The sequence below is a fragment of the Exiguobacterium sp. U13-1 genome, assembly GCF_001750115.1.
In the GTDB taxonomy this organism is placed as follows: Bacteria; Bacillota; Bacilli; order Exiguobacteriales; family Exiguobacteriaceae; genus Exiguobacterium_A; species Exiguobacterium_A acetylicum.
Genome location: NZ_CP015731.1, coordinates 2,947,222 through 2,972,912, shown reverse-complemented (window position 1 = coordinate 2,972,912; position 25,691 = coordinate 2,947,222). Strand labels below are relative to the sequence as shown.

Below are 25,691 nucleotides of genomic sequence, written 5' to 3'. Positions count from 1 at the left end.
ATGTGCGTTCAATTTTGTCCCTGTTATAATGGTGGTCGGTAGGTTTTTAGACCTATCCATCAGCATCAGTAAATAAATAAGGATGTGAAGTACGTGATCAAGATGCAACGAATCAGTAAGATTTATCCGAACGGCGTCACGGCACTCCGTGAGGTCGATTTGACGATCAATCAAGGCGAATTCGTCTATATCGTCGGTCCGTCGGGTGCGGGTAAATCAACATTTATGAAAATGATGTACCGCGAAGAGAAACCAACGAGCGGTTCATTTTTATTTAAAGGAATCGAAGTCGGTAAGCTGAAGAACCGTCAAATCCCCGAACTTCGTCGCCAAATCGGCGTCATCTTCCAAGATTTCAAACTACTCCCGTCATTGACGGTTTATGAAAATGTCGCCTTCGCGCTAGAAGTTGTAGGAGAAGACAAATCACAAATCCGGAAGAAAGTCCTCGAGGTTCTCGATCTCGTGAAGCTCAAACATAAAGAGCGCAACTATCCGGACGAATTATCTGGGGGCGAACAACAACGGATCTCGATCGCGAGAGCCATCGTCAATCGTCCGTCACTCGTCATCGCCGATGAGCCGACTGGGAACCTGGACCCGGATACAGCATGGGAGATCATGGAAGTATTCGAAGAAATTTATCGCCGTGGGACAACGGTCGTAATGGCGACACATAACCGAGACATCGTTAACAAGATGCGTCATCGTGTCTTAGCGATCGACGGAGGAAAAATCGTCCGAGACGAAGAGAAAGGAATGTACGGCTATGAAGTTTAATGGATTCCGTCATTTACGGGAAGGGGCAAAAGGTCTCGTCCGGAACGGCTGGATGACATTCGCTTCTGTCAGTGCTGTTACCGTCACTTTACTTCTCGTAGGAATATTCGCAATGCTCATGTTCAACGTCAACAAGATTTCCGATAACGTCGAAAAAGACGTTGAAATCCAAGTGTTCGTCGAACGGGAAGCAGACCAGTCGAAGATTGATGCAGTGGGTGACTTCCTCAAGCAGATGCCGGGTGTCAACTCTGTTCGTTATAGTTCGAAAGAAGAAGAACTGGACCGCTTCAAGGAGCAACTTGGCGAAGGCTCACAAGCCTATCAGTCGGTTGAAAAGGATAATCCACTTCACGACCGATATATCGTCAAAGCTACCTCACCAAAAGAGACAGAAACACTTGCAAATTCCATCAAAAAAATGGAAAATGTAGATAGTGTCGAATATGGTAAGGACTATGTTAAAAAGATGTTTAACTTCCTTGAAGGAGTTCGGATCGGTGGAATCATCCTGATCGTCGGATTGACATTCATGGCAATGTTCCTCATTTCGAACACGATCAAAGTCACGATCTTCTCCCGTCGCCGGGAAATCGAGATCATGCGCCTCGTCGGAGCGAAAAACGGATTCATCCGTGCGCCGTTCTTCGTCGAAGGATTATTGATGGGCGTATTAGGTGCCATCATCCCGATCGTCGTCGTCTACTTCGGTTACGAAGTCTCATACAACGCGATCCAACCGCAACTTGCTACCGTGAATGCGGGAATCTTCTCGCTGATTCCACCAGGTGAACTGTCGGCACAAGTCGTCTTGATCCTACTCGGACTCGGTGCATTCATCGGTGTATGGGGATCTACGACATCACTCGGTCGTTTCTTGAAGATTTAAGTGATTCACTCAAAAATAAAATAGAGGAGAGATGCTTCTCATGAAAGTCCGATTCTATTCTGCCGTCCTGAGCTTAGCTTTGATTGGAACTAGTGTGTCCGTTGATGCCACGTCGAAAGAAGATTTGCTGAAGGAACAACAGGAGGTCGAAAGCCGTCTGAAAGAGACGGAACGATCACAGAATCAGACATCAGAGAAGTTAATCTTGACGAAACAGGAGCGCAAGGAAGCCCGTGCGCAACTGGATGAAGTCAACAGCCGTTTGGATGATTTAGCGCTTAAAATAGCCGATCAACAAGCGGCTGTTGCTGCATCTAAGGAACAATTACGTCTGACGGAAGAAGCGATTTCCGAGACGTTGAAGGAACTGCATCAGCAAGAAGATTTGCTCGGAAGCCGATTGCGTGCCGTCCAGCAAAAAGGAGACGTCAAATACATCGAGGTCCTGCTCGACGCAAAGGATTTCGGTGATTTGATTTCGCGTTTCAGTACGGTCAGCGAGATCATCAAGCAAGATGATAATGTCTTGCAAGCCTATAAGGCGAACGTCAAGCAACTGAATGAACAGCGCTCGGAACAAGCGTTATTACTGGAGAGCATGAAACAGGAACAACGGAAGTTACTCGTTCTTCAGACGCGGATCATCGCGGAGTCTGACTTGAAGCGAAAGCTCGTCGTCCAGTTGAACACGAAGGTCAAGGAACTACAACAAGAGCAGTTCTCGAAAGCTGAAGAGGCGGAAATCCTCGCGGATCAGCGTCGTCTGATCCAAAATGAATTGATTGCCCTGCAAGAAGCGGAACGGAAAGCAAAAGAAGAAGCGAAACGCAAAGCGGAAGAAGCCGCACGGGCAGCAGAAGCCAAACGTCAAGCGGAAGCCGCAAAAGCTGCTGAAGCTGCACGAGAGGCAGCAGCGAAAGAGGAACAAGGAGAGGCACCGAAAGCAGAGACACCAAAAACAGAGACGTCGGTACCTGAGATCGAGGCGCCAAGTGCAACACCGGATACGAGTGTTGATGTTGATGTGAGTCGCCCGTTCCACTTACCAGTCAAAGGCTATGTGTCGTCACCATTTGGTCCGCGGAACAATCCATTGACAGGGAAACCGGAGTTGCATACGGGCATCGATCTCGTCAATGCGAAAGGAACTCCGATTCATGCGGCAGCTGGTGGGATCGTCCTCCGTGCCGGTAGTGCGACCGGTTACGGAAATGTCGTCATGGTGACGCATTTGATCGACAGACAGGTCTATACGACCGTTTATGCGCATCTCGACTCGATCAGCGTGTCTGCGGGGCAAACGGTCATGCCAGGTCAAACGGTCGGGACGCTTGGCTCAACCGGCTGGTCGACAGGACCGCATCTGCATTTCGAATTGCATAAGGGAGAGTGGGCGGTCGGACAACCGAATGCAGTGGACCCGGCACCGTACATCTTTTGACATCCCATAGAATACCGAAAAGATAGGGTAACCTATCTTTTTTTGCTATACTGAAAAAAATACTGCGTTTTTTAACGGAAGTGGGGAATCAAGCGTGAAAAAATCTACAACAGCAGTCATCGCGGTCAGTACCTTCGGGCTTGGTTTAGGGGCAGGCGCCGTCGGAATGTTAGCGGCTGGCGGAACGGATTCTGTCTCGACGTCATCGTCGTCGGCGAATGCGACGGGTGATTGGAAAAAAGTTGATCAGGTCCGTCAAATGATCGAACAGAACTATCTAGAGGACGTAACAGATAAAGAACTGCTGGATGGTGCGTTATCCGGTATGGCGGAAGTGCTTGACGATCCGTATTCCGTCTATATGGATGAGTCGGAGACAGCATCGTTCAATACGAATCTATCGTCTTCGTTCGAAGGGATCGGTGCGACGCTTGAACAAAAGGGCGAGTCGATCGTCATCGTCTCACCAATCAAAGGGTCGCCCGCTGAAAAAGCCGGGATTAAACCTGGTGACGTCATCTTAGAAATCGACGGCAAGTCGACGAAAGGGCAAAAGACGGATCAGGCGGTCAAGAAAATCCGTGGTGAAAAAGGAACGAACGTCGTCCTGACGATTCAACGCAGCGGTCAAGACGCGATGGACATCACGATCAAACGGGACACGATTCCGATCGAGACGGTCTATACGTCGACTGAGGACGTCAACGGGAAGAAGATTGGTGTCTTGCAAGTGACGCAGTTCTCAGAACCGACGGCAGAAGAGTTCGAGAAGGGGCTCGCGAAACTCGAGAGTCAGAATATCGATGGGCTCGTCATCGACGTTCGTGGGAATCCGGGCGGTCTTTTGACGGCTGTCTCAAGCATGATTGCACCGTTCATTCCGAAAGATGTTCCGATTTATCAAGTTGAGAACAATAAAGGGGAGCGGCAGCAGGAATTCGGGAAGGCAGACGAGAAGAAACCTTATAACATCGTCGTGCTTGAAGACGGCGGATCCGCGTCCGCGTCCGAGATTCTGGCAGCCGGTCTAAAGGAAGGTGCTGGGGCTGAGGTTGTCGGTACAAAATCGTTCGGTAAAGGAATCGTCCAAAGTGCGTACGATCTGAAGGACGGTAGTGATTTGAAGTTGACGACGAACAAATGGCTGACGCCGGACGGCAACTGGATCCACAAAAAAGGGGTCGAACCGACGATTGAAGTCAAGCAACCAGCGTACTTCAACGTCACGAAGATCCTGACTGATCAGAAGTCACTTGCAGTCGGTGATTATGGAAAATCGGTCGAAAACGCTCACTTAGTTCTCGAAGCAATCGGTTACGAGCCAAAAGGACAGGATGGGTATTTCGGTGACACGATGAAGCAAGCTGTCGAAGCCTTACAAAAAGATGCGAAGCTCGACGTCACTGGAAAAATCGATCAGCAGACAGCGGGTGAGATGGAGACACGTCTCCTGAAGAAACTCGAGGACGACAAAAATGACGTCCAGCGGAAAAAAGCACTCGAGGTCGCTGCTCAATAATAAGGAATGGAAAGAGGTCTGAATGCGCGTGGAATTACTCGATGAAATTGGTTGGACCGCGATTAGTCTCATCGCCAGTCCGACCTTGTGGTTAGCACTCCTTGTCAGTTGGGTCATCGGCATCCGGCGTGTCAAACGGGAACGTGGACTATTTCGCTCCCGGACACACGGAAAACGAAGCGATGTCCTCGAAACACTTTTACCAGGGTTACTCGTTGGTCTCGTCTTATCCGTCGTCAGTGGCTGGCTCGGATTGACGCTGACGCCGCAATACGCTTTGCTGTTACTCGGATTCTCAAGTGTCCTGCTGTTGATCGGCATCGTACGTTTGAACGTACCGCTTTGGCCGATCGTCTTGCTTGGACTTGCCGGCTGGTTCTTGATGGATGCACGTCTTGATCCGGTCCGAGCGGTTGAGCCGAAAATGATTTTATTGCTTGCGACGTTAACGCTCGTTGCGGAATGTCTCCTCGTCTGGTGGCGCGGGCAACGACGCCTGTCACCGTCACTCGTCGTTTCGAAGCGTGGTCGCTTCATCGGTGGGCTGTCAGCGAATAAACTTTGGCTATTGCCTTTGCTCGTCTTTGTTCCGGGCGACGTGCTTGAAGCCTGGTGGCCACGTTACAGCTTCCCAGAGCTCGTTCCGATCGTTCTCTGGTTACCGATCGGCTTCAGCTTCCTCTTTACGGGTAAGTTACCGAAAGAATTGATGCGTCCACTCGTTCAAGGACGTTTAATTACGAGCCTCGTTGCAATTCTATTGACGGTTCTTGCATACGTCACCGGACAAGCTGAATGGCTGTACGGGATCGTTTTGTTGCTCGTCCTGCACATTGTGTTGCATCAGCGGGTCAAACGATTGAACCGGGCACAGACACCATTGTTCCTCAATGGAACGCGTGGTGCCGTCATTCTCGGAACGCTACCTGATAAACCAGCTGCCGAGATGGGCTTGATTCCGGGCGAAGCGATCTATAAGGTCAATGGTGAAAAGGTCGATTCGGAAACATCGTTCTACGAAGCCATCCAAAAACACAAACCGTATCTGCGTCTTGAAGTCATGAACCATAACGGAGACATCCGGTTTGCGCAACGTGCCTTCTATGAACAAGATCATCATGAGCTCGGCATCCTGTTCGTCAATGAGCCAGTCCATGGTCGCACTAAAGTGCGGTCCTTGCATTAACGAGTAAATCCCTGTCACGGAACAGCCGTGACGGGGATTTTTTTGTCGGCAGAAAAATCGAGGGTCAACACTCGAAGCAAAAAAGAAACTTTTGCATTTTCGAAAAAAAGGGTAACTTCCTAAAAGGAGCACTTCATAATCGAATGTTTGTTCGTAAAGTGGTACAATAAAAATAGATTTTTTACGTGATGAGGGGGAAGCAAACGATGGAATTTGAACTCGTTTCACCATTTGAGCCAGGCGGTGATCAGCCGACGGCAATCGAAAAATTGGTGACTGGGCTAAAACAAGGCGAACGACATCAGACGTTGCTTGGGGCGACTGGTACCGGGAAGACGTTCACGGTCTCGAACGTCATTAAGGAAATCAAGAAACCGACGCTCGTCCTTGCCCACAACAAAACACTAGCGGGACAACTCTACTCGGAGTTCAAGGAATTCTTCCCGAACAATGCGGTCGAATACTTCGTTAGTTTTTATGATTATTATCAGCCGGAAGCGTATGTCCCATCGACGGATACGTTCATTGAGAAGGACTCTTCGATCAACGATGAGATTGATAAACTACGTCACTCGGCGACGTCCGCCCTGTTCGAACGGGAGGACGTCTTGATCGTTGCGTCTGTCTCGTGTATCTATGGTCTCGGTAACCCGGAAGAGTACAACAATCACGTCTTGTCACTACGTGTCGGCAATGAGATGGGGCGTAACGAGATGCTCCGTCGTCTGATCGACATTCAGTATGAGCGTAACGACATCGATTTCCAACGAGGACGGTTCCGTGTCCGAGGAGACGTCGTCGAAATCTTCCCGGCGTCACGCGACGAACAGTGTGTCCGGGTCGAGTTCTTCGGTGATGAGATTGAACGGATTCGTGACATGGATCCGCTGACAGGTGAGATCGTCGCAGACCGCGAGCATATCTCAATCTTCCCGGCGTCCCACTTCGTGACGGGAGATACCCGTCTTCAGAAAGCGATCGCGAACATCGAGAAGGAACTGGAAGTCCAACTCGCGAAATTACGCGAAGACAATCAGCTACTTGAAGCGCAACGCCTTGAGCAACGAACGAACTACGATCTCGAGATGATGCGTGAGATGGGCTATTGTTCCGGAATCGAGAACTACTCGCGTCACTTGAACTTGATGCCGGAAGGTGCAACACCGTATACGTTGCTTGATTACTTCCCGAAAGACTTCTTGCTCGTCGCCGATGAGTCACACGTCACATTGCCGCAAATTCGCGGGATGTACAACGGAGACCAGGCGCGGAAACAAGTCCTCGTCGATCACGGCTTCCGTCTTCCATCGGCAAAAGACAACCGTCCGTTACGGTTCGAGGAGTTCGAGGAAAAAGTCAGTCAGGCAATCTATATCTCAGCGACACCAGGACCATATGAACTCGAACATTCAAAAGAGATGGTCGAGCAAATCATTCGTCCGACCGGCCTCGTCGATCCGACGATCGAGATTCATCCAATCACGGGACAAATCGATTACTTGATGGATAACATCCGTGACCGGGTCGCGAAGAACGAACGTGTTCTCGTGACGACACTGACGAAGAAGATGGCAGAAGACTTGACCGATTACTTGAAAGAGAATGGTGTCAAGGTCAACTACATGCACTCGGAGATCAAGACGCTGGAAAGAATTGAAATCATCCGTGACTTACGACTCGGGAAATACGATGTCCTCGTCGGGATCAACTTATTACGAGAAGGACTCGATATTCCGGAAGTCTCACTCGTGACGATTCTTGATGCCGATAAGGAAGGGTTCTTGCGGTCGGATCGTTCGCTGATTCAAACGATTGGTCGGGCGGCTCGGAACTCGGAAGGACACGTCATCTTGTTTGCCGATAAAGTTACCGATTCGATGCAACGCGCGATCGATGAGACGGAACGCCGTCGCGCGATCCAGATGGCGTTCAATGAAGAACATGGCATCACGCCGCAGACGATCAAAAAAGATGTTCGTGGTGTCATCAGTACGACGATCGAGAGCGACGACACCGTCGAAAAACTCGAGAAGTTCAACAAACTCAAAAAACCGGAGCGCGAAACGTTGCTTGAGCAGCTCGACCAAGAGATGCGTCAAGCGGCGAAGGACATGCAGTTCGAACGAGCTGCTGAGCTCCGCGACCTCATATTAGAATTGAAAGCAGGTGCCTAAGTTGGGAGAAAAGAAGAATCAGATTATCATCAAAGGCGCTCGCGTCAATAATCTACAAAACATCGATGTCGAAATCCCCCGCGATCAGCTCGTCGTCTTGACGGGTTTGTCCGGGTCAGGGAAATCGTCGCTTGCCTTCGACACGATTTACGCTGAAGGACAACGGCGTTATGTCGAAAGTTTATCTGCCTATGCCCGTCAGTTCCTCGGACAGATGGATAAACCGGATGTCGATACGATTGAAGGACTGAGTCCAGCAATTTCAATCGACCAGAAAACGACGAGTAAAAACCCACGGTCGACGGTTGGAACGGTCACAGAGATCTATGATTATTTGCGTCTGTTGTATGCACGAATTGGTAAACCGATTTGTCCAAATCACGGAATCGAGATTTCGAGCCAGACGATCAGTCAGATGGTCGACCAAGTGATGGAGTTACCGGAGCGGACCCGTCTGCAAATCCTCGCGCCAATCGTTTCCGGACGAAAAGGAACGCACGTCAAGGTACTCGACGATTTGAAGAAAGAAGGTTTCGTCCGCGTCCGTGTCAACGGAGAGACGATGGATCTCGCCGAAGAGATCACGCTTGAGAAAAACAAGAAACACTCGATCGAAGTCGTCGTCGACCGTGTCGTCGTGCGACCAGACGTCGAAGCCCGTCTTGCGGACTCACTTGAGACTGCCCTTCGCCTCGCGGATGGTCGGGTCATCGTCGATACGATGGACGGCAACGAACTGTTGTTCAGTGAACATCATGCTTGTCCAATTTGTGGCTTCTCAATCGGCGAACTCGAACCACGGATGTTCTCGTTCAACTCACCGTTTGGTGCTTGTACGTCATGTGATGGTCTCGGAACGAAGCTTGAGGTCGATGTTGATCTCGTCGTGCCGCATCCCGATAAGTCGTTGAACGAAGGGGCAATCGTGGCGTGGGAACCGACGAGCTCGCAGTATTATCCACAATTACTCAAAGCGGTCTGCGACCACTTCAAGATCGATATGGATACACCGTTCGAACAATTGTCAGAAGAACACCGTGAAACGATCTTGAACGGAAACACGAAGGAAGAGATTCACTTCCGTTATGAGAACGACTTCGGGATGGTCCGAAATACGAACCTCTACTTCGAAGGGGTCCTCAATAACTTACAACGTCGCTTCAAGGAGACGTCGTCTGATTATATCCGGGAACAGATGGAAGGCTACATGGCGAAGAAAGCTTGTCCGACGTGTCAAGGACACCGCTTGAAACGGGAATCACTTGCCGTCAAAGTATCCGATCATCATATCGGTGAAGTGACGAAGATGTCTGTTAAACAAGCGGTCATGTTCTTCGACGAACTACCGGAGAAGTTGAGTGAGAAGGATCAGACGATTTCGCGGATGATCGTCCGTGAGATTCACGAACGGGCGTCGTTCCTCGAGAACGTCGGTCTCGATTACCTGACGATCTCACGCGCAGCCGGTACGTTGTCCGGTGGGGAAGCGCAACGGATTCGTCTTGCGACACAAATTGGTTCGCGTCTGACGGGCGTCCTCTACGTTCTCGATGAACCATCGATCGGTTTACACCAACGTGATAATGATCGTCTGATCAATACGCTGAAGGCGATGCGTGATCTCGGCAACACGTTGATCGTCGTCGAACACGATGAAGACACGATGATGGCAGCCGACTACTTGATCGATATCGGACCTGGTGCCGGCGATCACGGTGGATTCGTCACGGCAGCCGGGAAACCGGAAGAGTTGATGCAGGATGCGAACTCGTTGACTGGTCAATACTTGTCCGGGAAGAAGTTCATTCCTGTTCCATCAACACGCAAAGAGCCGGACGGTCGGATGCTCCATATCCACAAAGCATCGGAAAACAACCTGAAGAACGTCGATGTCGATATTCCGCTGGGTCTGTTCGTCGCCGTCACCGGTGTCTCGGGCTCCGGGAAATCGACGTTGATCAATGAAATTCTCTATAAGACGATTGCGCACGAGATGAACCGGGCGAAAGAAAAACCGGGTGCCCATAAAGGGATTACCGGTCTGGATCAAATCGATAAGGTCATCGACATCGACCAGTCGCCGATCGGTCGGACACCACGTTCGAACCCAGCAACGTATACCGGTGTCTTCGATGACATCCGTGACGTCTTTGCTTCGACGAACGAAGCGAAACTGCGTGGTTATAAAAAAGGACGCTTCAGTTTCAACATCAAGGGTGGACGCTGTGAAGCTTGTCGTGGCGACGGGATCATCAAGATTGAGATGCACTTCTTACCGGACGTCTATGTACCGTGTGAAGTCTGTCATGGGAAACGTTATAACCGCGAAACACTCGAAGTGAAATATAAAGGCAAGACGATTGCCGACGTGCTTGAGATGACGGTTGAAGATGCCCTCGCCTTCTTCGAGAACATTCCGAAGATCACGCGTAAATTGCAGACGATCGCTGACGTCGGTCTGACATACATGCGTCTCGGTCAACCCGCGACGGAACTGTCCGGCGGGGAAGCGCAACGTGTTAAACTGGCGTCCGAGTTGCATAAACGCTCGACTGGGAAGACGATCTACATCCTCGATGAGCCGACGACAGGACTCCACGTCCACGACATTGCGCGTCTCTTGAAAGTCTTGCAACGTCTCGTCGACAATGGTGATACAGTGCTCGTCATCGAACACAACTTGGATGTCATCAAGACGGCCGACTACTTGATTGATTTAGGACCAGAGGGTGGCGACGGTGGCGGAACGATTGTTGCTGCCGGTACACCGGAACAGATTGCTGAAGTCGAAGCATCCTACACGGGACGATACCTCGCACCTGTCCTTGAACGCGATGCGGCACGAATTGAATCGTGAAACTTTTGTGGATGAGGATTCGTAGGAAGGAACTAAGGGAACTTAAACGAAAGTATCATGTAACACACGTTTGAGGTTCAAGAATAGGAGGGAACGGTTCATGAAGCAAGATATGCGTCAATTGATATTGGAGCAAGTCAAAGAAGGAAAGTTAACGATTGATGAGGCACTCGATAAACTCGAGCGGCTCGAAGCGATCGACGAACGTGCAACTTCTGCCAGTGAACATAAGTACGTCGATGAACCAGAACAATATGATCGGGTCGACCAGTATTCCGTCGATTCACTGACGACGAAAGTCATGTCAGCGTTCGATAATCTCGTCAGCCGGATCAAGGACAGTGATCTTTCGCTTAATCAGGCGTCCGGTCCGAACGTCACCTACGTCAAACAATTCCCATTCAGCGGAGAGACGGTTCACGTCGATCTGTTCAATGCAAACTTGGTCGTCGAACCGAGTGATCTCGAAGAATGCGAATTGACGGTGACAGGACGTCCGCTCCGCCGCCAACAAGTGACGGAAGAACAGGCGCTTGAGCAACTTCAGGCCGCTGTTCAACACGCAGTCTCGGCGAACACACTCTCGATCCGTTTGAAGGATAAGAGTGTCCGGGCGACAGTCCATCTGAAAGTTCCGCGCCGTCATTACGAATCATTCGTCTTACAGACACTGAATGGGGAAATTTCGTTGACGTCACTCGATACGACATCTGCTCAACTGATGACAGCGAACGGTCGGGTCAACGTCCGTGATTTGTTCAGTGAGGATGTCAAAGTATCGACTGCGAACGGTTCGATTGAAATCGAAGAGTCGGAGTTGAAGGTCTTGAAGGCGAAGACAGCTAATGGACAAATCATCACGGCAGGTGTCTTCGAACGTTCAGAACTGAAAACAGCGAACGGAAACGTCCGCTGCGAGCTGAAGACAGCGCAAAATGCGAAGGTCAAAGCGTCGTCGCTTGCTGGAAGCATCGCCCTGATGTTGCCGCACGGCGCTGAAGTCTACGGGGAGCTTGAGACAAACTTTGGTGGTCTCAACTGCAACCTCGATGACATGGAATTAATCCGGGATCAAAAAGAGATTGTCAACCGGAAGCTCCATTTCGTATCAGGTCGCGGTCGCTCACCAAAAATCGAGGTTGAAGCGGATACGAAGACAGGTACGATTTCGGTCACGCATGGTGTTCACCTCAGTCCACAAGCGTTATAAGAAATAGATAACAGCTACTTGATTCTTAATCGAATCAGGTAGCTGCTTTTTTTGTATCCTGCTTTTTACGCGACTCCTGCAGGAAAAAGCGCGGTGATCCGCGCTGTCAGAGACAAACGAGACCCGGCTACTCGTTCGTTCGAACGATGCAGCCGCGGCTCGTGTCTCGCCTGAGGAAAGCAAGTAGAAGAAAAGGATATATCGCTATGTTTTCCTTTAGATAAACAAACACCCATCCTCATAAGAAGATGGGTGTAGCTTACATCAATAATCGTAGTCCTGATCCATCATCGGCTCGTCGAAGTTCATGTTCTCGATATTATTCATATCGTAACCGAACGAGAGTAAGGCAATGACACCGATGATTGCAAGAACGATCGAAACGAGAATCAGACCGATTCCGAGCCAACTCTTTCCACGTGCGCGATTCCAATAGAAGATGATCGCGAGGACGTAGGAAATGAATGAACCACTGATGAAGATCCCGATAATCGAGATGATGAAGAATAAGAGGGCAGTTTGATCTTGATTACGCGAATACGCTTTCCACATATCAATCAGTGAGATGATGAGATAGACGAAACCAGCAATCGCTAGAACCGCAAATAAGATAATGACTAAAATTAATCCGATACCACCGCCTGACATCACGGCAAAACCTCCTTCAAAATATTAACTCTTTATTCCATTCCCAAGAAATCATGCTTCTAATCCAATTCCATGAATCCAATAAAAATATGGTACAATACTTCAAGTGAAAGGGGCTGACGAAGCGTGCAACCAAAAGTGCGAACAGCTGAAATCGTAAAACAATTCAATCTCCACATCGTCACGGGAGAAGAGGGCTTACATCGTCCGATTCTGACGGCTGATTTGTGCCGACCTGGCCTTGTGCTTGCCGGTTATTATGCCTATTACCCGGCAGAACGTCTCCAGATTCTCGGAAAAACAGAATTGACGTTCTTCAATAATTTAACGTACGAGGAACAACGCGAACGAGCGAATGTCCTCTGTACGGATGAAACACCTGGTATCTTGATCACACGTGGATTTGACGTACCGGAAGCGATCATCCAAGCTGCAGACGAGACGAACGTGCCACTGTTGACGACAAAAGGGCATACGACATCGGTCGAGTCACAGATCACGAACTTCCTCGAAGCGGAACTCGCACCAACGACAGCGATGCATGGTGTCCTCGTCGATATCTATGGTGTCGGTGTCTTCATCAAAGGGGCAAGTGGTGTCGGTAAATCGGAAACGGCACTCGAACTCGTTAAACGAGGTCACCGCCTAGTGGCGGACGACTCAGTTGAGATTCGTCAAACTGGTGACGGGATTCTCGTTGGGACAGCACCGAAGTTGATTCAGCATCTGCTTGAGATTCGTGGAATCGGGATCATCGATGTGATGACGTTGTTCGGTGCAGGCGCGGTTCGCTCGCACAAGAAGATCAGCCTCGTCTGTAACCTCGAGATTTGGGATCAATCGAAAGTCTATGACCGCGTCGGCCTGGACCAAGAGACACTCCAAATCATCGATACGGAAATTCCGTTCCTGACAATTCCGGTTCGTCCCGGACGAAACCTTGCTGTCATCATCGAAGTCGCAGCAATGAACTATCGTCTGAAGAACATGGGCATCAACACAGCAGAAGAATTCGCGGGACGTCTCGCGCAAGCAATTGAAGATGGGAATGGTGGTCTTTGATGGGAACTTTAGCCTCTGTACAACCAACGTTTGACCGTGTGGCGATCGAACTCGGTCCTGTACCGATTTACTGGTACGGGATCGTCATCGCACTCGGTGCGGTCGTTGGACTGTTGATTGCAATTTTCGAATCGAAGCGAATCGGCTTCAACGAAGAGTATGCGGTTGATGTCGTCATCTGGTCGATTCCGATCAGTATCATCTGTGCCCGGATTTACTACGTTGCGTTCGAGTGGAATTACTACAGTCAACATCTTGACCAAATCATCAACATTCGCCAAGGTGGGATCGCGATTCACGGTGCGATCATCGGGGCGATTTTGACGGTCATCATCTATACGCGTAAGAAAAAGATCTCGTTCTGGCAAATCGTCGATATCTTGGCACCGTCACTCTTGTTCGGACAGGCCGTCGGACGTTGGGGCAACTTCTTCAACCAAGAAGCACACGGTGGTGAGACGACGTGGTCGTACTTGCAAGATACGCTCCACTTACCGAACTGGATCGTTAATCAGATGTATATTGACGGAACATACTACTTACCGACGTTCCTCTATGAAAGTATCTGGAACATCATCGGTGTCATTCTGTTGATCGTCTGGCGGATGAAGTTCAATCCACGTCGTGGGTATGTCTTCCTCGGTTATCTCGTGTGGTACTCGATCGGACGCTACTATATCGAAGGACTCCGGACGGACAGTCTGTTGATGGGGGATGGACTCCGGACGGCACAAATCGTCTCAATCTGTTTGATCATCTTCGGTGTGATCATGATGGTCGTTCGCCGCAACGCCGTTCGTTACTTGGACGGTTCGAAAAAGGAGGCGAAGTAATCGATGATTCGCACACTACTGTTTGATTTAGATGGCACGTTGATTGACACGAATCCATTGATCTTAAAAAGCTTCGAGCATACGCTCAGTTACTATTACCCGGACCGGACGTTCACGGAAGCGGAATTGCTTCCGTTCATCGGTCCGACGCTAGAAAAATCATTCTCAGCGATGAATGCGGAACAGTGGAAAGAGATGGTCGCTTTTTACCGTAGCTACAACATCGCGATGCATGACGCGCTCGTGCTCGAGTATCCAGGTGTGCTTGACGGATTACGTCGTCTGCATGAAGCAGGATACAAGATGGCGGTCGTGACGTCGAAAAGTCGTCGTGTCGCTCTTCGCGGTATCGAGTTGTTCGGATTGACGTCACTGTTTGACGCGGTCATCGCAGCCGACGACGTAACGGAAGAAAAACCAGCCGTCGAGCCGTTCGAAAAAGCGATGCAGTTGCTTGGATCAACGGCAGACGAAACGATCATGGTCGGTGACAACGATACGGACATTCTCGGTGGTAAGAACGCGGGATTGAAGACAGTCGCGGTCGGTTGGGCGATCAAAGGACGCGCGTACTTAGAAGCCCTCGAGCCGGACGTCATCATTGATTCGATGGATCATCTTGCTGCTTGGCTGGAGGAACAAAATGGCGCGGCGAACTGATCGGTTTCAGGTCGGCACGACGAATCCACTCTGGCACATGTACCGGACGGTGTCGTTCTTTAAAGTGATGTGGTGCTTTACGATCATCACGATCGGGCGGTTTGCTCCGTCGCTTCGTTTCAAGAACGCGCTCTACCGGACATGTCTTCGGATGAAGATCGGGGAGAAGACGGCGCTTGCCTTGATGGTGATGCCAGACACGATGTTCCCGGAGCGAATCACGATTGGTGACAATACGATCATCGGCTTCAATACGACGATTCTCTGTCATGAATATTTGACGACGGAGTATCGTTTAGGTGACGTCGTCATCGGAAGCAATGTTTTGATCGGTGCGAACGTGACGATCCTACCGGGCGTAACGATCGGAGATGGTGCCGTCGTTGGTGCCGGATCAGTCGTTCACCGAGACATTGCACCGAACGAACGCGTCTCGAGTCAGCCGCTTCGCCGGCACGAAATGTGACAAAACTGTGAGAAGGAAGAAGGAAAAAAGATGACGCACATCCGCTTTACGTATAAGACAGGAAAGTATTTCGGAAGATTATTCGCCGAACGTCCACAAGGTCTCGTCGTTGAGGTGTTGGCTGTTGAGAAGCATCCTGTTCAAGGAGATCTTCACCAACCGAACCAAGTCGATGTTCCACTCTTCCATATCCGGACCGCCTTGCATAAGCACGAAAAGATCACGGTTTCGCCCGCAGTCGTTTATGCGTATGACGGAGAGATTCCGGATTATGCGACGAGCTTACGGCAGGCATATGACAAGGACGTGGCACGTCTTGAAGGACTGAATCCGGAGACGGATGCTTTTGTACGAAAATGCTTAGAGAATTACAAAGAACTGGAATCGATTTATGCGAAACGCTGGGGATGAACTCCGGCGTTTTTTTCTGTTGCATGCCTCCTAGAGATAGGGTATTCTTGTGTCTGCAACTACGAAACCAGTTTACTATTTATGGGGGCTTGAATCATGATGGAATTAACCAAATACAAAGCAGACCCCTTTGCGATAACAGCGCGCCAAGCGGAACTTTTTTATTTCCGCGGACGGAAGGCGCACCGGGAAGGGCGACTGGACGAAGCCGTCTATCATTTAGATGAGGCGACGACACTTCAGCCAGCGGACATCCGTTATTTGCTCCGTTATGCCCGTGTCTTATTCGAGACAGGAGAAATCAATCATGCGAATGATGTCTTGAAACAAGTACGCGCACTCGACGCATCAAATACGGAAGCACTCTTTTATTTAGCGAATAACTACGCACACGTCTCACTTTATGAAGAAGCGCGACAACATGCGATGGAATATTTAGAGCAAGCACCAAACGGCAAACACGCGGAGGCATCGGCCGCACTCGTGGAACTGATTGATCTTGAACAAGAGATGGAAGACGACGAAGAGGATGAATTGATTCGTCTGCATGGTCAGGCACAACGCCAGATCGATAAAGGGATGCTGTTCGCGGCACAGGAGACGTTGACTGGACTGATTGCCCAGTACCCGACGTTCTGGCCTGCCTACAACAACCTCGCGATCGTCGAGTTCTATTTAGGAGAGAATGATCAGGCATTCGCTTCCCTCGAACGGGTCCTTGAAGGGAATCCGGGGAATTTGCATGCCCTTTGTAACACGCTCGTCTTGCTACACGAGATGGGGCAGGACGAAGAGGCACACCGTCTCTCTCGTCAGCTCGAACACGTCCGTTCCGTGCATCTTGAGACACGTTATAAGGTTGCCTCAACTTTAGCGATCATCGGACGGTACGATATCGCTTATGAAGAGTTGAAATTACTCGAGCGTCGTGGTTACCGGGGAGACCCACTCTTCGGTCACTGGTTATCAATCTCTGCCTATAAGACGGGACACGTCGAAGAAGCGGCTGCTTTCTTGAAGTCGGACGAAGCACAAGCGTTAAAGGAAGAGACGGATACGTATGACATCCGGCATAACCTGCAGTTCCGTTCGGCGCTCATCCAAGCGTTGAAGACGGAAGACGATGTCTCACGGATCTTCACGGCACTCCTTCTTGGGAAACTGAACGATGCCGAAGCACGGCTTGCATTGTCGATGATGCCAGAAGTGACAGACCAGGAAGACGTCCTGTCATTGACGGAACAGATTGTCATCGAGATGGAAGGACGGACTGATGTCGTGGATGAACGCATTCACCGGGCATTGCAGACGATCCGTCTTGCAGAACGATTCGTTTCAGATGAAGAACGGATGAGTCTCGAAGGTGATTTTTATGAACGCTTCGCACAACTCGTCTTAAGCGGTGAGTCATTCGATTCGATCGAAGCATCCGCTGCATCGCTGCTTTATCTGTTCCATGATTTACGGGACGGGATGTTGATCGAAGAATGTGCATCGCTCGTCGATTGTTCGTTCGATCATGTCGCATCAATGATCCGGACACATGAACGGATGCTGGCACCGCTGCAAGCAAAGTGTTAGACGTTTAGGCGATTCTCACCTATACTCAAACTACAACGATTATGATAAATGGGGTGGAATCATGGCGGAAACAGAACAAAAAATTTATGACGTCATCATCATCGGGGCAGGTCCTGCTGGGATGACAGCTGCACTTTATGCATCACGTGCGAACCTTTCGACATTGATGATCGAACGCGGGATTCCGGGCGGTCAAATGGCGAACACAGAAGATATCGAGAACTACCCAGGATACGATAGCATCCTCGGACCAGATCTCTCGCAAAAAATGTTCGACCACTCGAAAGCATTCGGCGCAGAATATGCGTACGGAGACGTTCGAAGCATCGAAGACGGTAAAGCATACAAAACGATTCATGCACACAACAAAGATTACTATGCACGGGCGATCATCATCGCGTCCGGTGCACAATATAAGAAGATCGGCGTACCGGGTGAAGAAGAGCTCGGCGGTCGCGGTGTCTCATACTGTGCCGTCTGTGATGGCGCGTTCTTCAAAGAAAAAGAACTCTTCGTCATCGGTGGAGGCGACTCTGCGGTTGAAGAAGGTGTCTACTTGACACGCTTCGCGAAAAAAGTCACGATCGTACACCGTCGTGATGAGCTCCGTGCTCAAAAAATTCTTCAAAAACGTGCGTTCGACAACCCGAAAATCGACTTCATCTGGAACCATACGGTCAAACAGATCAACGAACAAGACGGGAAAGTCGGCGGTATCGAGTTGATCAACACAAAAACAGCTGACGTGACGACGCATCCGATCGATGGAGTCTTCATCTACATCGGGATGAACCCAATCACTGGTTACGTCCAAGATCTCGGGATCTTAAACGACCAAGGCTACGTCGTGACGAACGAAGCGATGGAAACGAACATCAAAGGGATCTTTGCTGCCGGTGATGTTCGTGAGAAAACACTGCGCCAAGTTGTTACAGCAACAAATGATGGTTCAATCGCAGCGCAAAATGCACAGCATTTCATTGAAGCGTTGCTTGAAGAATTACAAGAATCCTCACACGCATAATATCGAACCAGTTTCATTGAAGGAGACTTCAGTGAAGCTGGCTCTTTTTTTATGATATACTGAGAAAGAAGTGAAAAATACACACGGAACTGTTGTCTGGAGGGCGAAAAGATGGAACAGAATCAACCGCAACTTGTCATCATCACGGGTATGAGTGGGGCTGGGAAGACTGTCGCAATGAACAGCTTTGAGGACTTAGGCTATTTTTGTGTCGACAATCTACCCCCGACGTTACTGCCGCATCTCATCGAAGTCATTGGACAAGTGCGTCCTAAAATCGCCGTTGCCATCGATACCCGCGCGCGTGATTTCATCGACAGCTTTTTTGTCGTCTATGAGGATTTAAAGAAAACGGACTTACAAATCCGGATGTTGTATCTTGATGCACGAAACGATGTCCTCGTACGTCGTTACAAAGAATCGCGCCGTTCGCATCCGCTCGCACCGACGGATTCCCCATTGATTGGAATCGAACGTGAGCGGACGTTGCTCGAAGGATTCCGTGATAAGGCACAGATGCTGATTGATACGAGTGACATCAAGCCGCTTGCACTGAAAGAACGTCTCTTGAAGGAGTTCACGGAAGGGACACGGATTCCGTTCACAGTCAACGTCATGTCGTTCGGGTTCAAACACGGCTTACCGCTTGATGCCGATCTCGTCTTTGACCTGCGCTTCTTACCGAATCCGTTCTACATTCCAGAGCTGCGTCCAAAGACGGGACTCGACGAGGAAGTCGCGTCCTACGTCATGCAGTGGCCGGAAGCGAAGCTGTTCTATAAAAAACTCGTCGACTTGCTCGAGTTCCTGATTCCACAATACGAGCGGGAAGGGAAGTCACAACTCGTCATCGCTCTCGGTTGTACAGGCGGGAAACACCGTTCAATCACGTTCGCGGAAGCGATCAGTAAAGAATTCGCGACGCAGTATCATATCGAGACGAATCACCGGGATTATGTGTATGCGAAGGAGGAGAAGTGATGAAATGGGAACGTAAAGTCGTCGCCGTTGGTGGTGGGACAGGACTCTCGACGCTTCTTCGTGGACTGAAACATTATCCGCTCGACATCACAGCCATCGTCACGGTCGCCGATGACGGCGGCAGTTCTGGTCGGCTGCGGACGGAATTCAACATGTTGCCGCCAGGCGATATCCGAAACGTCATCGTCTCCTTATCAAAGTCGGAGACGTTGATGGACCGAATCATGCAATACCGGTTCGAAACAGGGGAAGGATTACACGGGCATTCGCTCGGAAACCTGATGCTGACAGCAGCGACTCAGCTTTGTAACGGTTCGTTCGTCGAAGCGATTGGCGTCATGGGACAACTGTTGAACGCAGAAGGAAAGGTCTATCCGGCGACGGAACGGACGATCACGTTATGTGCCGAGTTCGAGGACGGAACGATCGTCAAAGGCGAGTCGTTGATCCCGAAGGTTGGCAAGAAGATCGAACGGATCTTCCTCGAAGAACAAGATGTCCGACCGGTTCCGGAAGCGATTCAGGCAATTCTTGATGCCGATGTCATCGTCCTTGGTCCGGGTAGTCTCTATACGAGTATCATCCCAAATGTCCTGATCGATGAGATCCGGGAAGCAATCCAACAATCGTTAGCTCCGGTCGTCTATATCTGTAACGTCATGACGCAACCCGGCGAGACGACGGCGTTCACAGCCAATGAGCATTTAGCGGCACTCGAACGCTTCCTTGGACAAGGCGTCGTTGATACGATCATCGTCAACAACGAATCGATCGATGCGAGTTACCTGAAGAAATACCAGAAGGATCACGCTGACATCGTCACCTATAATGAAAAACAATTCGAGCTCGCTGGCGTTGAAGTGCTGGCAGACGATATCGTCGATTACAATCATCACTTCATCCGTCATGACTCAGATGCCGTCGCAAGCCTCGTCATGCGAAAGGTGTTGTCGATTCGACGGATGCGTCAACTCGAAGGAAAGGAGGAGCTGACATGAGCTTTGCCTCAGAAGTCAAAAAAGAATTAACGCAAATTCCGATCACCGATCACGAGATGAAGGCAGAACTCGCGGCACTCGCCCGGATGAACGGTGCGATCTCGTTCGGTCTCGGACGTGGTCTGACACTCGATATCTCGACCGAGAATGCCTCGATTGCTCGTCGGATCTACTCATTGCTGAAAAAAGCATACGGGGTCCATCTCGATCTGCTCGTGCGGAAGAAAATGCGTCTGAAAAAGAATAATGTCTATATCGTCCGCGTCAAACAACAAGCGGACAAGATTTTACAAGACCTCGGGATTTTAGGGGAAGGGTTCACGATGATTCGTTCCATCAGTGACACGATCCTCAACGACGAACGCAAAGCGCGCGCGTATTTACGAGGAGCGTTTCTCGCCGGGGGTTCGCTCAACAATCCGGCGACGTCGTCGTATCACTTGGAGATTTTCAGCTTATATGAGGAGCACAATGCGGCGCTCCGTGGTTTATCAAACGTCTTTGATTTGAACGCGAAGGCGATCGAACGGAAAAAGGGACACATCCTCTACATCAAGGAGAGCGAAAAGATTTCCGATTTCCTCAAGCTCGTTGATGCGACACAATCGATGCTACGGTTCGAGGACGTCCGGATCTTAAAAGACATGCGTAACTCGGTCAACCGTCTCGTCAACTGTGAGACGGCAAACCTCAACAAAACGGTCGGTGCGGCATTACGCCAAGTCGAGAACATCAAGTTCCTTGAGCGGACGGTCGGGCTCGATGTCTTACCGGATAAGCTGAAGGAAATCGCGATCTTGCGTGTGACCCATCAAGACGTGACGTTACAAGAGCTCGGAGAGATGGTCGAAAGCGGCTCCATCTCAAAATCAGGGATCAATCACCGGTTGCGGAAGATTGATCAAATCGCTGAAAAAGTACGAAATGGAGAGTCGATGACAGGGGCTTTATAAGAGGGTCGCTTGCGGGATGAACCATAGTCTACTATAATATATAGTCGATGCAACTAAATGTTCGAATTAAGGAGTTTTTGAAATGGCTAACGAAAAGAAACGTATTTCGCTGACAGTCGATGCGAAGTTTGATGAAGTGTTAACAAAAAAAGCAAAATCAATCGGTGTACCGAAAAGCACACTCGTTGCGTTTGCAACATCTTTATTCCTGAAACAATTACAAGCAGAAGAAGAGCTTTCGCCACATGCGAACGCGATCTACTCGCTGATTCGTGAAAACCACGATATCGTTTCAGACATCACAGACTTGATCGACTGATCATCGACCTCTCGTTCTATAAGGAACGGGAGGTTTTTTTGTATGCAACGATAACCGACAAGGCTTCGCTTTCCTATGGATACAAAAAAAGTGCCTCCCGAAGGAGACACTCTGGATGACTTATGCACGTTCCATGACGCGGTCGATGAGACCGTAGTCAGCAGCAGCTTGTGCTGACATGAAGTTGTCACGCTCTGTATCGCGTTCGATGACTTCAAGTGGTTGTCCTGTGTTTTCAGCCATGATTTTGTTGAGGTGCTCACGCATTTTGATGATGCGCTCCGCATGGATTTTGATATCCGATGCTTGACCTTGTGTACCACCGAGTGGTTGGTGGATCATGATTTCAGCGTTTGGTAACGCGAAACGTTTTCCTTTTGCGCCTGCTTGGAGCAAGAACGCACCCATCGATGCTGCCATACCGATACAAATTGTTGAAACTTGTGGTTTGATGAAGTTCATTGTATCGTAAATCGCCATACCGGCAGTGATTGAACCACCTGGGCTGTTGATGTAAAGCGAGATTTCTTTATCTGGATCTTCTGCTGCTAAGAACAGAAGTTGGGCAACGACTGAGTTGGCGACGTTGTCGTCAATCGCGCTCCCAAGAAGAATGATGCGGTCTTTTAGCAAACGTGAGTAGATATCGTAAGCACGTTCCCCGCGGTTTGTTTGTTCGATGACTGTTGGAATTAACATAGTCTTTGCCTCCTTATAGTTGGTATGTAGCTTCCTATTCGACTTATCCTTATCATAATCCTTTGGTCAATATTGGTCAAAAGATACGATGCGACTTTTAGGTATTTTTCCATTACAAGGGCAAACGAAACATATCAGTATAGAAAAAAGGCAACGCCATTGCTGGCATTGCCTTGTAGTTGAATAAATGGTACACCCGGAGAGATTCGAACTCCCGACACCTGGTACCGGAAACCAGTGCTCTATCCCCTGAGCTACGGGTGCATCTGATGTACTGAACAATTAATAGTATAGCGACATTTTTTCAGAAAAGCAATAGGGAAGCATGACTTTTCTTTTCTCTAGCGACTTAAGAGAGGTTCAGAGCACGTTTTTTAAAACGTTTCTTCTATAATAAGAAGTGGGGGGAGGGGAATCGATGGATCAACGCCAGGAACAGACGCAACAGATGACGTTATCGGCGTCACAACAGTATCAGTTACATGTGCTTGAACAACCAGCGTCAGAGCTCGAGGAGGAATGGCGACGGTTGAAACGACGGTTGCATCGCCATTACCCGAATCAGGTTTCGCTAGAGGTCGAGCAGATGGCGGGACATTTGGCATCTTATGAAGACGAGCTTCTTGCACAAATACGTTTAGAATCAGTCAGACAGGAAATAGGATATATGGCGGAACAACTCATCGTGTATTTAGAAGCGGACGGTTTATTGCGGACATCGGACGAGCAGCTCGCTGCATCCTTCTCGACCGATGTCGCAACGATTACAGAAGCACGGACACTCTTACAACAATGTGAACCAGTCGGCATCGCTGCCCGTTCGGAACGCGAGTGCCAATGGTTACAGGCGATCGAGCTAGACGACGCGGAATTGATCGGACTGACGAATCGGTTGCGACATGAATCCGCAAGTCAGGTGTTCGCTCAGTTCAGTGAACAGGACCGGACACGATTGCGAAAACAATTGACGCGGTTGAGCCGGACACCAGATCTTCCAAAAGAAGAACGACCGGTGACAGCAGAAGCACGGATTCACCTGTTAAATGGAGAACTTCAGATCGACTGGATGACACTCGACACGGATCAGACGTGGCTCGAGTTAAAAGAGGCAACGCCTTTTTTGCGCGCGTACGAACGACGCCGTGTCACGATGCATGCGATCCTCTCGGTCTTGCTTGAGCGACAAGAACGCTGGTTCAAGGGAGAACTGCATCTTGAGCCATTGACGAAAAAACAAGTCGCTGAGGCGACGGGGCATCATCCGTCAACGATTGGTCGAGCGATTGCTGCGAAGTATGTCGAGACGGTCCACGGTCTCGTTGCCCTAGAAGACTTGTTCGTCTCACGGACGACAACCGGAGATTCGAGTTTTTTGATTAAACGGCGGATCGCCGAATACATTCAACATAGCGATCGTCCGTTAAGTGATCAGCAATTGACAGATCGCTTGCAAGCAGACGGTCTGACAGTCGCGCGACGGACGGTTGCGAAATATCGGGCAACGCTTGGTTTAACGAAAAAAACGATGCAGCAAAGGAAGGCGCAATCAGAATGGGATTAAAACGACACAGACACTTAACACTCTATTCACGTCCGGGATGTACGCTATGTGAAGAGGCCGCCATCTTACTCGACTTCGTACTCGATGAGTTTCCGGAATGGACGTTCGAGGAAGTCAACATCGATCAGGATGAAGCGCTCAGTCTACGGTTCTTATACGAGATTCCCGTCGTCATGCATGACGGTGAAATCTGGAGTTATGGCAAATTCGAGACAGAAACAGTAAGAAAACGCTTACTTCAAAAAACTTGAGAAACGAGACTTGCAAGGCGAGAAACGGACTGTTATGATAACGGTGTACCAAGTGGGACACGTTATGACATGCGGGACAAAAAGCGTCCAGCTACTTGAGAGGAGAGGGAAATACATGATTCGGCAGTTAGTCCAGATCCAAAAACGAATCGTGCCTGATCTGATCGAAGAAATGCAGACACGCTACGACATCCTTCATTATGTGCGACTAATGCAACCGATCGGACGACGTACACTTGCGACAAGCCTTGGCTTGACGGAACGCGTCTTACGGCGGGAAGTCGACTTCTTGAAGCAGCAAGACCTCCTAGAGGTCGCAACGCAAGGGATGTCCTTAACGGATGAAGGACGAAACGTTCTTCGCAGCATGCACAGCATCATGGGAGAACTCGCAGGGATCTCAGACATGGCGAAAGCCTTGAAAGAGAGACTCGGGGTACGGGACGTCGTCATCGTACCGGGTGATTCCGATGAGACCTTCTGGGTACAACGAGACATGGGACGGGCGACCGTCGCACGACTCAAACGAGAGCTTTCTTCAGACCATCACAATACGATCGCTGTCACAGGCGGTACAACGATGGCTTCCGTCGCGGCGATGATGTCGCCGGACAAGGAACACCGTCCAATGACGTTCGTTCCGGCACGCGGAGGACTGGGAGAAACGCTCGAACTACAAGCGAACACAGTATGCTCACGGATGGCGTCACGCGCTCAAAGTGATTATCATCTGCTTCACATCCCGGACATGGTCAGCACAGAGACTTTCGTCAAGATGATCGAAGAGCCGAGCATAAAAAATGTGCTTCAAATGATTAAAGGTGCTTCAATCGTGGTACATGGAATTGGTGAGGCGAAAACGATGGCAAAACGTCGTCGCGCGTCTGAGGATCTCCTGACCCGACTGGAACATGAACAGGCAGTAGCGGAAGCATTCGGATATTACTTCGACCGAGACGGGAACATCGTGCATCGGGTCAAGACGGTTGGTCTCCAACTGGCTGACTTGAAGCAAGTCGAACACGTCATCGTCGTCGCAGGTGGTCATTCGAAGGCAGAAGCGATCAACGCCTATGTCAAACAGTCGCCAGACATCATCCTGATTACGGATGAAGGCGCAGCAGCTTCGATTTTGAAAGGGTAACCCCCTTTTGAATAATAGATAACTCGCTTTACATTAAAAGGAGG

General features: G+C 49.8%; 23 protein-coding genes, 1 tRNA gene and 1 pseudogene. 22 read left to right on the top strand and 3 right to left on the bottom strand.

Annotated elements, in window-relative coordinates; translation table 11 throughout:
• Nucleotides 1-93: 93 nt before the first annotated feature.
• The 8 genes from ftsE to ESP131_RS15395 all read left to right on the top strand — a co-directional run bounded on the left by ftsE (nucleotide 94) and on the right by ESP131_RS15395 (nucleotide 12,056).
• Nucleotides 94-780 carry a cell division ATP-binding protein FtsE gene (gene ftsE / locus ESP131_RS15430; protein ID WP_029342495.1) on the top strand — a complete coding sequence of 229 codons (687 nt, stop codon included), beginning with the start codon at nucleotides 94-96 and terminating at the stop codon, nucleotides 778-780.
• On the top strand, nucleotides 770-1,669 hold the full coding sequence (ftsX, locus tag ESP131_RS15425; protein ID WP_069940932.1) for a permease-like cell division protein FtsX: 900 nt from the start codon (nucleotides 770-772) through the stop codon (nucleotides 1,667-1,669). Before ftsE ends, ftsX begins: the two co-directional genes overlap by 11 nt.
• Before the next feature lie 40 nt (nucleotides 1,670-1,709).
• Complete coding sequence (locus ESP131_RS15420) at nucleotides 1,710-3,110, top strand: murein hydrolase activator EnvC family protein (RefSeq protein WP_029342493.1); 1,401 nt, start codon at nucleotides 1,710-1,712, stop codon at nucleotides 3,108-3,110.
• A gap of 94 nt (nucleotides 3,111-3,204) precedes the next feature.
• On the top strand, nucleotides 3,205-4,629 hold the full coding sequence (locus tag ESP131_RS15415) for a S41 family peptidase (RefSeq protein ID WP_069940931.1): 1,425 nt from the start codon (nucleotides 3,205-3,207) through the stop codon (nucleotides 4,627-4,629).
• A gap of 22 nt (nucleotides 4,630-4,651) precedes the next feature.
• A complete protein-coding gene (locus ESP131_RS15410) occupies nucleotides 4,652-5,815 on the top strand; it encodes a PDZ domain-containing protein (protein ID WP_029342491.1) in 1,164 nt (387 codons plus the stop codon).
• Nucleotides 5,816-6,021: 206 nt separating this feature from the next.
• Nucleotides 6,022-7,989 (top strand): excinuclease ABC subunit UvrB, encoded by a 1,968-nt coding sequence (gene uvrB / locus ESP131_RS15405; protein WP_029342490.1) that lies wholly within the window; start codon nucleotides 6,022-6,024, stop codon nucleotides 7,987-7,989.
• Nucleotide 7,990: 1 nt separating this feature from the next.
• On the top strand, nucleotides 7,991-10,846 hold the full coding sequence (gene uvrA, locus ESP131_RS15400) for an excinuclease ABC subunit UvrA (RefSeq protein WP_029342489.1): 2,856 nt from the start codon (nucleotides 7,991-7,993) through the stop codon (nucleotides 10,844-10,846).
• A 100-nt stretch (nucleotides 10,847-10,946) separates the two neighbouring features.
• Entirely contained in the window at nucleotides 10,947-12,056 is a 1,110-nt protein-coding gene (locus ESP131_RS15395) for a DUF4097 family beta strand repeat-containing protein (protein ID WP_029342488.1), read from the top strand.
• 264 nt (nucleotides 12,057-12,320) lie between these two features.
• Here ESP131_RS15395 and ESP131_RS15390 read toward each other — a convergent pair whose 3' ends face one another.
• Nucleotides 12,321-12,704 carry a hypothetical protein gene (locus tag ESP131_RS15390; RefSeq protein ID WP_023469232.1) on the bottom strand — a complete coding sequence of 128 codons (384 nt, stop codon included), beginning with the start codon at nucleotides 12,702-12,704 and terminating at the stop codon, nucleotides 12,321-12,323.
• A gap of 126 nt (nucleotides 12,705-12,830) precedes the next feature.
• On the opposite strand from ESP131_RS15390, the gene hprK reads away from it, so the two are divergent.
• From hprK to ESP131_RS15335, 11 genes are all read left to right on the top strand, one after another.
• Nucleotides 12,831-13,766 carry an HPr(Ser) kinase/phosphatase gene (hprK, locus tag ESP131_RS15385; RefSeq protein ID WP_023469231.1) on the top strand — a complete coding sequence of 312 codons (936 nt, stop codon included), beginning with the start codon at nucleotides 12,831-12,833 and terminating at the stop codon, nucleotides 13,764-13,766.
• Nucleotides 13,766-14,599, top strand: a complete 834-nt coding sequence (gene lgt, locus ESP131_RS15380) for a prolipoprotein diacylglyceryl transferase (protein WP_069940930.1) — start codon at nucleotides 13,766-13,768, stop codon at nucleotides 14,597-14,599. The genes hprK and lgt overlap by 1 nt, the downstream gene beginning before the upstream one ends.
• Before the next feature lie 3 nt (nucleotides 14,600-14,602).
• Nucleotides 14,603-15,259: a pyrophosphatase PpaX gene (gene ppaX / locus ESP131_RS15375; RefSeq protein WP_069940929.1), complete on the top strand. Its 657-nt coding sequence runs from the start codon at nucleotides 14,603-14,605 to the stop codon at nucleotides 15,257-15,259.
• Nucleotides 15,243-15,725, top strand: a complete 483-nt coding sequence (locus tag ESP131_RS15370; protein ID WP_035396297.1) for an acyltransferase — start codon at nucleotides 15,243-15,245, stop codon at nucleotides 15,723-15,725. Before ppaX ends, ESP131_RS15370 begins: the two co-directional genes overlap by 17 nt.
• A gap of 30 nt (nucleotides 15,726-15,755) precedes the next feature.
• Complete coding sequence (gene kapB, locus ESP131_RS15365) at nucleotides 15,756-16,136, top strand: sporulation phosphorelay system protein KapB (RefSeq protein ID WP_023469227.1); 381 nt, start codon at nucleotides 15,756-15,758, stop codon at nucleotides 16,134-16,136.
• A 96-nt stretch (nucleotides 16,137-16,232) separates the two neighbouring features.
• Nucleotides 16,233-17,717: a tetratricopeptide repeat protein gene (locus ESP131_RS15360; protein WP_069940928.1), complete on the top strand. Its 1,485-nt coding sequence runs from the start codon at nucleotides 16,233-16,235 to the stop codon at nucleotides 17,715-17,717.
• Between the two features lie 61 nt (nucleotides 17,718-17,778).
• Nucleotides 17,779-18,741: a thioredoxin-disulfide reductase gene (trxB, locus tag ESP131_RS15355; protein ID WP_023469225.1), complete on the top strand. Its 963-nt coding sequence runs from the start codon at nucleotides 17,779-17,781 to the stop codon at nucleotides 18,739-18,741.
• A 111-nt stretch (nucleotides 18,742-18,852) separates the two neighbouring features.
• Complete coding sequence (rapZ, locus tag ESP131_RS15350) at nucleotides 18,853-19,722, top strand: RNase adapter RapZ (RefSeq protein WP_029342483.1); 870 nt, start codon at nucleotides 18,853-18,855, stop codon at nucleotides 19,720-19,722.
• Nucleotides 19,722-20,720, top strand: a complete 999-nt coding sequence (locus tag ESP131_RS15345; RefSeq protein WP_035409984.1) for a gluconeogenesis factor YvcK family protein — start codon at nucleotides 19,722-19,724, stop codon at nucleotides 20,718-20,720. Before rapZ ends, ESP131_RS15345 begins: the two co-directional genes overlap by 1 nt.
• The gene (gene whiA / locus ESP131_RS15340; protein WP_023469222.1) at nucleotides 20,717-21,673 is read left to right on the top strand and encodes a DNA-binding protein WhiA; all 957 of its coding nucleotides are present in this window, start codon (nucleotides 20,717-20,719) and stop codon (nucleotides 21,671-21,673) included. Before ESP131_RS15345 ends, whiA begins: the two co-directional genes overlap by 4 nt.
• 82 nt (nucleotides 21,674-21,755) lie before the next feature.
• Nucleotides 21,756-21,992, top strand: coding sequence for a hypothetical protein (locus ESP131_RS15335; RefSeq protein WP_023469221.1), 237 nt, complete (start codon nucleotides 21,756-21,758; stop codon nucleotides 21,990-21,992).
• Nucleotides 21,993-22,112: 120 nt separating this feature from the next.
• On the opposite strand, the pseudogene clpP reads toward ESP131_RS15335, so the two are convergent.
• Nucleotides 22,113-22,697: pseudogene (gene clpP / locus ESP131_RS15330) on the bottom strand (ATP-dependent Clp endopeptidase proteolytic subunit ClpP); the annotation flags it as partial.
• A 182-nt stretch (nucleotides 22,698-22,879) separates the two neighbouring features.
• Nucleotides 22,880-22,955 (bottom strand) — tRNA-Arg (locus tag ESP131_RS15325).
• Nucleotides 22,956-23,109: 154 nt separating this feature from the next.
• Between ESP131_RS15325 and ESP131_RS15320 the strand changes: the two genes are divergently transcribed.
• From ESP131_RS15320 to ESP131_RS15310, 3 genes are all read left to right on the top strand, one after another.
• The gene (locus ESP131_RS15320; protein ID WP_069940927.1) at nucleotides 23,110-24,252 is read left to right on the top strand and encodes an RNA polymerase factor sigma-54; all 1,143 of its coding nucleotides are present in this window, start codon (nucleotides 23,110-23,112) and stop codon (nucleotides 24,250-24,252) included.
• A complete protein-coding gene (locus tag ESP131_RS15315; protein WP_069940926.1) occupies nucleotides 24,243-24,503 on the top strand; it encodes a glutaredoxin family protein in 261 nt (86 codons plus the stop codon). The genes ESP131_RS15320 and ESP131_RS15315 overlap by 10 nt, the downstream gene beginning before the upstream one ends.
• Nucleotides 24,504-24,618: 115 nt before the next feature.
• On the top strand, nucleotides 24,619-25,647 hold the full coding sequence (locus ESP131_RS15310) for a sugar-binding transcriptional regulator (protein ID WP_023469218.1): 1,029 nt from the start codon (nucleotides 24,619-24,621) through the stop codon (nucleotides 25,645-25,647).
• The last annotated feature ends 44 nt before the right edge of the window (nucleotides 25,648-25,691 follow it).

Bases quoted from the DNA above. Each gene is read 5' to 3' on its own strand.
- ftsX (WP_069940932.1), top strand. From the start codon at position 770: ATGAAGTTTAATGGATTCCGTCATTTACGGGAAGGGGCAAAAGGTCTC.
- ESP131_RS15420 (WP_029342493.1), top strand. From the start codon at position 1,710: ATGAAAGTCCGATTCTATTCTGCCGTCCTGAGCTTAGCTTTGATTGGA.
- ESP131_RS15410 (WP_029342491.1), top strand. From the start codon at position 4,652: ATGCGCGTGGAATTACTCGATGAAATTGGTTGGACCGCGATTAGTCTC.
- uvrB (WP_029342490.1), top strand. From the start codon at position 6,022: ATGGAATTTGAACTCGTTTCACCATTTGAGCCAGGCGGTGATCAGCCG.
- ESP131_RS15395 (WP_029342488.1), top strand. From the start codon at position 10,947: ATGAAGCAAGATATGCGTCAATTGATATTGGAGCAAGTCAAAGAAGGA.
- ESP131_RS15390 (WP_023469232.1), bottom strand. From the start codon at position 12,704: ATGTCAGGCGGTGGTATCGGATTAATTTTAGTCATTATCTTATTTGCG.
- lgt (WP_069940930.1), top strand. From the start codon at position 13,766: ATGGGAACTTTAGCCTCTGTACAACCAACGTTTGACCGTGTGGCGATC.
- ppaX (WP_069940929.1), top strand. From the start codon at position 14,603: ATGATTCGCACACTACTGTTTGATTTAGATGGCACGTTGATTGACACG.
- ESP131_RS15370 (WP_035396297.1), top strand. From the start codon at position 15,243: ATGGCGCGGCGAACTGATCGGTTTCAGGTCGGCACGACGAATCCACTC.
- kapB (WP_023469227.1), top strand. From the start codon at position 15,756: ATGACGCACATCCGCTTTACGTATAAGACAGGAAAGTATTTCGGAAGA.
- ESP131_RS15360 (WP_069940928.1), top strand. From the start codon at position 16,233: ATGATGGAATTAACCAAATACAAAGCAGACCCCTTTGCGATAACAGCG.
- trxB (WP_023469225.1), top strand. From the start codon at position 17,779: ATGGCGGAAACAGAACAAAAAATTTATGACGTCATCATCATCGGGGCA.
- rapZ (WP_029342483.1), top strand. From the start codon at position 18,853: ATGGAACAGAATCAACCGCAACTTGTCATCATCACGGGTATGAGTGGG.
- ESP131_RS15345 (WP_035409984.1), top strand. From the start codon at position 19,722: ATGAAATGGGAACGTAAAGTCGTCGCCGTTGGTGGTGGGACAGGACTC.
- whiA (WP_023469222.1), top strand. From the start codon at position 20,717: ATGAGCTTTGCCTCAGAAGTCAAAAAAGAATTAACGCAAATTCCGATC.
- ESP131_RS15335 (WP_023469221.1), top strand. From the start codon at position 21,756: ATGGCTAACGAAAAGAAACGTATTTCGCTGACAGTCGATGCGAAGTTT.
- ESP131_RS15320 (WP_069940927.1), top strand. From the start codon at position 23,110: ATGGATCAACGCCAGGAACAGACGCAACAGATGACGTTATCGGCGTCA.
- ESP131_RS15315 (WP_069940926.1), top strand. From the start codon at position 24,243: ATGGGATTAAAACGACACAGACACTTAACACTCTATTCACGTCCGGGA.
- ESP131_RS15310 (WP_023469218.1), top strand. From the start codon at position 24,619: ATGATTCGGCAGTTAGTCCAGATCCAAAAACGAATCGTGCCTGATCTG.